The sequence below is a fragment of the Polaromonas sp. P1_G2 genome, assembly GCF_056405515.1.
The window spans coordinates 1-9,332 of record NZ_JBFUBY010000169.1 but is presented as its reverse complement, the minus strand read 5'-3'; the positions used below and the strand labels follow the sequence as shown (position 1 = coordinate 9,332).

Sequence of the window (9,332 nt, the reverse complement as noted above, 5' to 3'; positions counted from 1 at the left end):
GGCCCAGCACGTAGCGGTGCATATAAGAGCCCAGCGCCACGCCCACGGTCTTGCCCTCAAGCTCCCTGACGGTTTTGACGCCGCCGCGCGGCGTGAGCAGCCAGACGTTCATGCCGACGTTGTCAAAACCCAGCAAACGCCCTTCAAAGCCCTGGGCGCGGGCGACGACGGCGGGCGTGTCGCCGTAGATGCCGACGTCGAGCTTGCCTGAGACAAAGGCCTCGTTGAGGTCAGGCCCGTTGGGAAACACGCGTGTGGCCACCTCGCCAAAACCGAGCGGCGCCAGCTCGCGCTGCAGCTGGCCCTGCTGCAAGGCCCAGCCCGTGGCCGAAGCTGGTTTTTTTCCGGGGCCGATAAAACCCAGGCGCAAGGCCTTGGGGGATGCGGTCTGGGCGCGGCCCAGAACCGGGACGGCCAGCGAGGCCGCCGCCGCGAGCGCGGTGCCAAGAAACCGGCGGCGTGGAGTCTTCAAACGAGCCACGGAAAATTTCAGGTCGGTCATATCAGTTAGCCGGCGCATCAGTGCGCCCGTTGCAGAAGTTCATAACTCGCGTCGGCCCCGGCGGTGGACTGCCGTCCCTTGCCCCAGCCTATGGCGCTGCGATAGCTGCCCATCAAGGCCTGCGTGCCGGCTGAGTGCTCGTCGACCACGGCGGCGTGGTCGGCGATCGGCGCGACATAAAGCGCATCCTCAGGGCAGTAGAGCTCGCACATGAAGCAGGTCTGGCAGTCGTCCTGCCGCGCGATCACGGGCGGGCCACCGGGCACGATGTCAAACACATTGGTGGGGCAGGCATGCACGCAGATATTGCAGGCGGTGCAGCGGGTGGCGCTGACGATTTCAATCATGCCGGCACTCCCTGCGCCGCGAGAGGCGCGTGGGCTGACGGCGCGTCGTCCACCGCATGCCTGCGCACCCAGACTTCATCGAGCCCGCCGCTGACCAGCCGGTGGCGCTGCGCCGGGTCGCTGGCCGTATGTTCCTTGCGCCTGTGCATGCCGCGTGTTTCGGTGCGCTGCAGCGCGCTGCGGTACATCCAGCGCGAAGTGGCGAGCATGGCTGCGGCTTCGCGGGCGCGCACCGCCTCCTGCGCATTGGCCGCGGGCGCACCCGCGCGCAGGCGGTGCCACAGCGCGTCGAGCCGCTGCAGGGAATCCTCCAGCAGGTCGCCGCGACGGTACCAGTTACGTTCATACGGAAACACCTCGGCCTGCACCGCGCGTATGACTTCGGCGCTGTCGGGTGCATGGCTGCCTTTGCCTTGCAAACCGACGCCGCCCGCGCGCAAGGCCACGCGCTGCGCCGCGCTGCGCACGCTGCGGCCGAAATCGGCCGCGCCCGCGCCGGCCCAGAAGCCCGAGGACAAGGCCCAGGCCGCGTTGTGGCTGCCACCGCCGGTGAAGCCGCCGCAGATCAGTTCGCGCGTGGCCGCGTCGCCGGCCGCGTAAAGGCCGGGCACCGTGGTCGCGCAGCTCTCGCTCACCAGGTGCAGGCCGCCGGTGCCGCGCACCGTGCCTTCGAGTCGCAAGGTCACGGGGAAATGCTGGGTAAAGGGGTTGATGCCCTGCCGGTCGAAAGAGACGAAAAAGTTGGGCTGGGCCGTGCGCATCCAGGCGCGTATGTCGGCGTCGGCCTTGTCCAGGCAGGCGTAGACCGGATGGGTCTGCAAGGTCTGGGCGATCACGCTGCGCCCGCGCGCGGAACCCGCGCCTTCAATCGGCGAGCCGTCCTGGTGGTAGAAGGTCGCCCAGTTGTAGAACAGCGATTTGGTGACCGAGGAAAACGCCGGGCCCAGGCCGTAAGCGTTGGAGAACTCCATGCCGGAGAGTTCGGCGCCGGCTTCGGCTGCCATCAGGTGGCCGTCGCCGGTCAATACATTGCAGCCCAGCGCGCGGCTCAGGAAGGCGCAGCCGCCGGTGGCGATGACCACCGCGCCGGCGCGCGCCACCCAGGTCTCGCCGCTCTGGCGATTCACGCCGGTGGCGCCGCAGACCGTGCCACCGTCATCGACCAGCAGTTCCAGCGCGGGGCTGTGGTCGATGATGCGGGCGCCGGCCGCCTTGACCTGCTTGCGCATCAGGCGCATGTATTCAGGTCCTTGCAGCGAGGTGCGGCGCAGCCGGCCGTCGGCATCGACCGGGAAGGGGTAGCCCCATTCGGTCAGCAAATCGACATTGGCCCAGGTCTGCGCCAGCACGCGGTCCATCCAGGCATGCTCGGCCAGATGCCCGCCCATCGCCAGGCGGCTGGCCTTGGCCTCTTCGCGCGCGGCACCGTCGGGCGAGACGTGCCAGAGTCCCGTCCCCGAAGGCGCGGTGGCGCCCGAGGTGCCGCAATAGCCCTTGTCGGCCAGCAGCACCGAGGCGCCCGTAGCGGCCGCGCTGACGGCGGCCCAGGCGCCGGCGGGGCCGCCGCCAATCACCAGCACATCCACCTCGTGCCGCACCGCGCCTGCCGCATTCGACAGCCGCTCCAGATCCCAATCCCGTGTTCCCATCGCCTGCTCCTGAAGTTGCGCCTGGGCGGCAACCGCTTTTTGAAACAGCGGAGGCGCCAGTGGTGTAACTCTAGGCAGGGCCGGGCAGCTTGCGAACGAAGCTTTCCGGTTAAAGATAGTTGGAAATGACAGGTTCCGCGGCGCACCTCACCCCGCAGCGGGCGGAAGTTACTGCAAGAAACCCATGTTGCGGCCTTCGCGCACCTCGGGCTTGATGCGGTGCTCGGCCTCAAGCTGCGCGAGGAATTCCTCGGCCGTGAACTCGGCCGCGAGGATGTCAACCTGGCGTTTGACGGCCGCGAAGTCGCCGGGGCACAGCTGGGTGAGCTTGCCCAGGCGCTCGCACAGGGCGCCGCCCAACAGGGCCGCGTCGCCGGCCAGTGCCTCGACCACAAACATGGCTTCGCGCTGCTCGCGGGTCAGCGGCATGAATTTGATCTTGAAGGTGAAGCGGCGCAGCGCCGCCTGGTCCAGGCTGTCAAACAGGTTGGTGGTACAGATGAAGATGCCGTTGTGGCGTTCCATGCCCTGCAGCATTTCGTTGACCTCGGTCACCTCGTAGGTGCGCTGGGCGCCGCGCCTGTCCTGCAGAAAGCTGTCGGCTTCGTCGAGCAGCAGTACGGCTTTTTCGGACTCGGCCTCGCGGAACATGGCCGCCATGTTCTGCTCGGTCTCGCCGACGTACTTGCTCATGAGGTCGCTGGCCTGCTTGATGATCAGGGGCAGGTCCAACGCCTTGGCGATGTGCTCGGCCAGCGCGGTCTTGCCGGTGCCGGGCGGGCCGTAAAAGCACAGGCTGCCGTGGCCGCGGCTCTTGAGCGCCTCGACGATGCGCGACACTTCAAAGCGCGACTCGACGTTGAGCATGGACAGGTCGTAGGTGGTGACGCTGCGCCGCCCCGCGCTTTCGGATTTGTTGCCCAGCGCAACGTCGGCGTTCTTGAGCTGCCGCTCAATCAACGATTCCATCAGCAGCGGCCGGCCGCCGGCCAGGATGGCCTGCATGGCGTCGCCGTCGACCTGCGCGTCGATTTTTTCCTCAGGCGCGCTGGCCAGCCGGGCGAAGCGGACGGCCGTGCGTATCTGCGCGGGCGTGAGGCCTTTGCGCGCCGTAAGCTTGGCCACAAAGGCATCGCTGACCTGCACACCCTCCAGCGTCTTGCGCACCACGCCCTCGCGCGCACCGGGCGGAGGCGAGCGCAGCTCGAGGTGGTAGGCGAAACGGCGGCGGAATGCCGGGTCGATTTGTTCGATGCGGTTGGTGACCCACAGCGTGGGCACGGTGTTGGACTCCAGGATCTGGTTGACCCAGGCCTTGCCGCTGACCGAGCCGCTGGCCGGCACCGGCAGTTGCTCGGAGCGCGCCATCAGCTGCGCGGCTTCGTTGGAGATCGGCGGGAACACGTCTTCCACCTCGTCGAACAGCAGGGCCGAGTGCGTGCTGCCCTTGAGGAAGACCTGCGCGATCTGCAATGAACGGTAGCGGTCGCGCCCGCTCAGCGAGTTGCCGTCACGGTCGGCGTATTCGACCTCGAACAGGTCCAGCCCGGCGGCCTGCGTGACGACCTTGGCCAGCTCGGTCTTGCCGGTGCCGGGCGGGCCGTAGAGCAGCACGTTGACACCCTGCTCCTTGGCGGCCACGGCATTGCGCAGCAGGGACACCAGCACTTGCGCGTCCTCCTGCACAAAAGCGAAATCGGCCAGGCCCAGGCTGCTGTGCGCGGCGGGGCGCGTGAAGACGGCCATCAGCTCGTTCTGGTCGCGGTATTCGCGCATCAAAACCGGCGGCAGTTTCTCGCTGACCTTCATGAGGTCGGCGAGGTCGGTGATGTTGTGCTCGGAGATCAGGTTCTCGACCATGCCTATGCGTTCGAGCCGCGAACCGGCGCGCAGCGCTTCGGCGACCTCAGGCGCTTTGACGCCGGCCACGTCGGCGATGGCGGCATAGGCTTCAGGGGCGTTGTTGACCTTGAACTCCACCAGCAGGGAGCGCAGGTCGCGCTGGTAGCGCGCCAGCGTGCCGTAGAGCAGCAGCGCACGCTCGGCGCGGTTCAGTTGCAGAAGGTTGGCCAGCGCATCGATGTTTTTTTCGACCAGGGTCGATTGTTTCTTGAGTGCGTGCGTCAGCCATTCGCCGGTGGCGGCAAGCACGGAAAGCAAATCCTTGGGCTGGTCTTTCGCGTGTTCATCGAGGTAGAAAAACAGCGTGCCCTCTTCGTAGGGGCCGCGCCAGGCGCCGTGCCGCGCCATGAATTCAGCGTCGGTCAGGCTTTCGTGGCCGCGCCAGAATTCGTTGTCCTTGCAGCGGCGGACCAGGAATTCGCGCAGGCGCTGCAGGGCGGGCAGGGGCCAGACCAGGTGCCGGCCGGAGAGCGAGAGCAGGCTGTTGAGGTCGCGCCTGACGTTGAACTTGGCGCCCTGGCGGGCCGCCAGCGTCAGCACGAAATGCGAACACATCAGGTCCAGCACCGGGGCTTCCTTGAGCCCGGGGGACAGCAGCCACTGCTGCTCGCTAACGGAACGCTTGCTCATGGACAAACCTCCCTGTTGCAACTACACCGCTGGTTGACATTGCCTATGCACCTTGCCTCATTGCGTGACCTATCACCTTGGCCATGAACGCCTGGGCGCCATGGGGCTCAACGAGGCTCCACCATAACGCAGCTTGAAGCATCATGGAAGACGCTACTTGAACCCTTCCGTGTGAAATGCGCCACAGAATCGCTAACGTTACACGCGGACAATCACCCGGCACAATCCCGTACATCGCCACAGAGGAAATCATGCTCAGCCTTACCGACATCGAACAGGCCGCCCAGCGGCTGCAGGGCCATTTGCTGGACACACCGTGCGTGGAATCCAGGACGCTGTCGCAGCTGACGGGCGCGCAGATTTTCCTGAAGTTCGAGAACCTCCAATACACCGCATCCTTCAAGGAGCGTGGCGCTTGTAACAAGCTCGCGCAACTGTCAGCCGACGAACGGCGACGCGGTGTGATCGCGATGAGCGCGGGTAACCATGCCCAGGGTGTGGCCTACCACGCGCAGCGCCTCGGCCTGCGGGCGGTGATCGTGATGCCGCGTTTCACGCCGGGCGTGAAGATAGAGCGCACCCGCGGCTTTGGCGCCGAGGTGGTGCTGCACGGCGATTCGCTCGACGAGTCGCGCGCCCACGCCCTGCTGCTGGCCGAGCGCGAGGGCCTGGTCTTTGTGCACCCCTATGACGACGAAGCCATCGTCGCGGGCCAGGGCACCGTGGGGCTGGAAATGCTGCGCGCCGTGCCCGAGCTGGACACCCTGGTCATCGCCGTGGGCGGCGGCGGCCTGATCGCGGGCATGGCCACGGCGGCCAGGGCCCTGAAACCCGGCATTGAAATCATCGGCGTGCAGACCTCCCGCTTCCCGGGCATGGTCAACGCCATCAAGGGCACCCAGCATCCGCAAGGCACCAGCACGATTGCCGAAGGCATCGCCGTCGGAACGCCCGGCGTCATCCCGCGGGCCATCATCGCCAAGCTGGTGGACGACCTGGTGCTGGTGGACGAGGGCGACATCGAGCAGGCCATGGTGATGCTGCTCGAGATCGAAAAAACCCTGGTCGAAGGCGCGGGCGCGGCCGGACTGGCGGCACTGCTCAAATACCCGGCGCGCTTTGCCGGCAAAAGGGTCGGCCTGGTGCTGTGCGGCGGCAATATCGACCCGCTGCTGCTGGCCGCCATCATCGAGCGCGGCATGGTGCGCGCCGGGCGCCTGGCGCGCATCAAGGTCAGCGTGCGCGACATTCCTGGCTCACTGGCGAAAATCACCGCCACCGTGGCCGACGCCGGGGCCAACATCGACGAAGTGCATCACCAGCGCGCCTTCACCATGCTCTCGGCCCAGAACGTGGAGATCGAGCTGGTGATCCAGACGCGCGGGCGCGACCACATCCAGCAGGTGCTGGCGGCGGTCAACGCGGCCGGCTTCGAGGCCTCGGAGCAGCACTGAGCGCGGCTATCGGCCGGCGGTTCAGTTCCAGCCGATCACCTCAAAGCCGCGCTCGCTGAGGCAGCGCTGCACAAAGCTGCGGTAGGTGCTGTTGGGCTTGTCGTTATGGAAAGCACCCGACACCGCGCCCGCCGAGCCGCCCACGGCGGCACCCGCGGCGCCGGCGCGCAGCACGCCTTCTCCGCCTCGCCCGGTGATCAGGGCGCCCACGGCCGAGGCCACGCCGCCAACGGCCGCGCCTTCGCCGGCGCGGCGGCCCACTTCATTGCCGCTTTGCGACGGGCTGAGCCCGGCGGCCGAGGCCCGCGACATGCAGGCATTGGCCTCGGCCTGGCCCTGGGCGTCGCCTACCCGGTTGAGCGTGGCGTTGGGATAGAGCACCGGCCTGGCCGAAGCGCTGTTGGGGCCGCCGGTGGCGCAGGCCGACAGCAGGGCCAGCGCGGACAGGGCTGCGCCGGCGGAAACGGCGCGCAGCCGGGATTGAAATGGGATTGGGGATTTCATGCTTTCCTTCCACAAACAGGCATGGCTAAAGGGTAACGCAAAGGCGGCGGCCGGCTTCTTTGCGGCCCATCGCGGCATGCGGGTAAAATCCGGCCAGACTTTCAAGCAATTCAGGAACCCCCATGTCCAGTCCAGCCAGCCACACCACCAATGCCGCCCACGACAGCGCCACGCCCGCCCAGGAGCAGGATGCCGTTGACGCCATCATCCCCGTGATCCCCATTGTTCTGCCCGTGGTCGGCGGCGTGCTGATGTTCCTGCTGGCCTTCATCGCCATCTACATGGCCTGAAACCCTCCCGCCTCTCCCTCGCTTTCCCCCAAAAGTCCGCACCCTGCGGACTTTTTTGTTTTCGGCCCCAGCGCCCTCTGACTCTTTTCCGGCCCTTTTCCGCAGCGAAAACCTCGGCCCGACAGCGCCCCATGGCATTCCATACCCCCATGTCATGACTGCCTGAACCCCTGCGCGCCATATGCATAACCTCATGCAAGTTATGCATAACTTTTGACGGTAACCGCAAGGTAACCTGCGCCGTTGTTCTTAAAATGAATTCTCAGGCCGACCCGTGGGAGGTGGGAAAAGCCGGTCCTTCCGACCGCTTTTTGCCTCACGCTGCGGCGGTCCGGAAGCCCTCAAGCCTTATTTCGACAAGCGTCTCAAGCACAGGACCATGGCCACGACTGCCGCGCGACGCTTCCCGAAATAACGCTTTTTTACTTTGGAGTTTTTTCGATGAACCAACCCGTGATGCAGGGCCTCAAGCTCAACACACCCAGCTACGTCAAGAACGCGAAACTGATCGCCTGGGTCGCCGACATGGTGGCCCTGTGCAAGCCCGACGACGTCTACTGGTGCGACGGCAGCGACGCCGAATACCAGCGCTTGTGCCAGCAGCTGGTCGACGCCGGCACCTTCAAGAAACTCAACGAGGCCAAGCGCCCCAACAGCTTCCTGGCCCAGAGCGACCCCAGCGACGTCGCGCGCGTGGAAGACCGCACCTACATCTGCTCGGCCAAAAAGGAAGACGCCGGCCCGACCAACAACTGGATGGCGCCCGCCGAGATGCGCCAGACGCTGCAACCCCTGTTTGACGGCTGCATGAAGGGCCGCACCATGTACGTGGTGCCTTTCAGCATGGGCCCGCTGGGCTCGCCGATCGCGCACATCGGCATCGAACTCTCCGACAGCCCCTACGTGGCCGTCAACATGAAGATCATGACGCGCATGGGCCAGGCGGTGTTCGGCGTGCTGGGCGTCGACGGCGACTTCGTGCCCTGCGTGCACACCGTGGGCGCGCCGCTGGCTGAAGGCCAGAAGGACGTGAAATGGCCCTGCAACAAGACCAAGTACATCGTGCACTACCCCGAGACGCGCGAGATCTGGTCCTACGGCTCCGGCTACGGCGGCAATGCGCTGCTGGGCAAGAAGTGCTTCGCGTTGCGCATCGCTTCCAACATGGGTCGCGACGAAGGCTGGCTGGCCGAACACATGCTGATCCTCGGCGTGACGAATCCCCAGGGCAAGAAATACCATGTGGCGGCCGCCTTCCCGAGCGCCTGCGGCAAGACCAACTTCTCCATGCTGGTGCCGCCGGCCGGCTTTGACGGCTGGAAAGTCACCACCATCGGCGACGACATCGCCTGGATCAAGCCCAGTGCCGACGGCAAGCTCTACGCCATCAACCCCGAAGCCGGTTACTTCGGCGTGGCGCCGGGCACCAATTTCCACACCAACCCGAACTGCATGGCGAGCCTGGACAGGAACGTCATCTTCACCAACGTCGCCCTGACCGACGACGGCGACGTGTGGTGGGAAGGCATGGAAAAAGACACCGGCGGCCAGCCCGCGCACCTGATCGACTGGCAAGGCAAGGACTGGACACCGCAGATCGCCAAGGAAACCGGCGCCAAGGCCGCCCACCCCAACGCACGCTTCACCGTCGCCGCCATCAATAACCCGGCCCTCGACAGCGCCTGGGACGACCCCAAAGGCGTGGCGATTGACGCCTTCATCTTCGGCGGCCGCCGCTCCACCACCGTGCCGCTGGTCACCGAAGCGCGCAACTGGGTCGAAGGCGTGTACATGGCCGCGACCATGGGCTCGGAAACCACGGCAGCCGCCACCGGCCAGGCCGGCGTGGTGCGCCGCGACCCCTTCGCCATGCTGCCTTTCATGGGCTACAACATGAGCGACTACTTCCAGCACTGGCTCAACGTCGGCAAAAAGCTGGAAGCCACCGGCGCGGTGATCCCGAAGATCTACACCACCAACTGGTTCCGCAAGGGCGAAGACGGCAAGTTCGTCTGGCCCGGCTACGGCGAAAACATGCGCGTGCTCAAGTGGAT

The 9,332-nt window shown here is 66.1% G+C and carries 8 protein-coding genes; 3 read left to right on the top strand and 5 right to left on the bottom strand.

What is annotated here, in order from left to right:
• The 4 genes from AC1D0P_RS16810 to AC1D0P_RS16795 all read right to left on the bottom strand — a co-directional run.
• Positions 1–502 (bottom strand): type 2 periplasmic-binding domain-containing protein (locus tag AC1D0P_RS16810; RefSeq protein ID WP_477677794.1); only part of this gene is annotated, 502 nt, incomplete at its 3' end.
• 17 nt (positions 503–519) lie between these two features.
• A complete protein-coding gene (locus AC1D0P_RS16805) occupies positions 520–849 on the bottom strand; it encodes a 4Fe-4S dicluster domain-containing protein (RefSeq protein WP_477677793.1) in 330 nt (109 codons plus the stop codon).
• Complete coding sequence (locus AC1D0P_RS16800) at positions 846–2,498, bottom strand: FAD-binding protein (protein ID WP_477677792.1); 1,653 nt, start codon at positions 2,496–2,498, stop codon at positions 846–848. The genes AC1D0P_RS16805 and AC1D0P_RS16800 overlap by 4 nt, the downstream gene beginning before the upstream one ends.
• Before the next feature lie 168 nt (positions 2,499–2,666).
• A complete protein-coding gene (locus AC1D0P_RS16795; RefSeq protein WP_477677791.1) occupies positions 2,667–5,030 on the bottom strand; it encodes an ATP-binding protein in 2,364 nt (787 codons plus the stop codon).
• 251 nt (positions 5,031–5,281) lie between these two features.
• Here AC1D0P_RS16795 and AC1D0P_RS16790 point away from each other — a divergent pair, with 251 nt between their 5' ends.
• Positions 5,282–6,484 (top strand): threonine ammonia-lyase, encoded by a 1,203-nt coding sequence (locus AC1D0P_RS16790; protein ID WP_477677790.1) that lies wholly within the window; start codon positions 5,282–5,284, stop codon positions 6,482–6,484.
• 21 nt (positions 6,485–6,505) lie between these two features.
• Here the strand turns inward: AC1D0P_RS16790 and AC1D0P_RS16785 are convergent, their stop codons facing one another.
• Positions 6,506–6,988 carry a glycine zipper family protein gene (locus tag AC1D0P_RS16785; RefSeq protein WP_477677789.1) on the bottom strand — a complete coding sequence of 161 codons (483 nt, stop codon included), beginning with the start codon at positions 6,986–6,988 and terminating at the stop codon, positions 6,506–6,508.
• 122 nt (positions 6,989–7,110) lie between these two features.
• Between AC1D0P_RS16785 and AC1D0P_RS16780 the strand changes: the two genes are divergently transcribed.
• Both AC1D0P_RS16780 and AC1D0P_RS16775 read left to right on the top strand, forming a co-directional pair.
• Entirely contained in the window at positions 7,111–7,278 is a 168-nt protein-coding gene (locus AC1D0P_RS16780) for a hypothetical protein (protein ID WP_436155687.1), read from the top strand.
• Between the two features lie 441 nt (positions 7,279–7,719).
• Positions 7,720–9,332: phosphoenolpyruvate carboxykinase (GTP) (locus AC1D0P_RS16775; RefSeq protein WP_477677788.1), on the top strand; the 1,613-nt coding region annotated here is incomplete at its 3' end.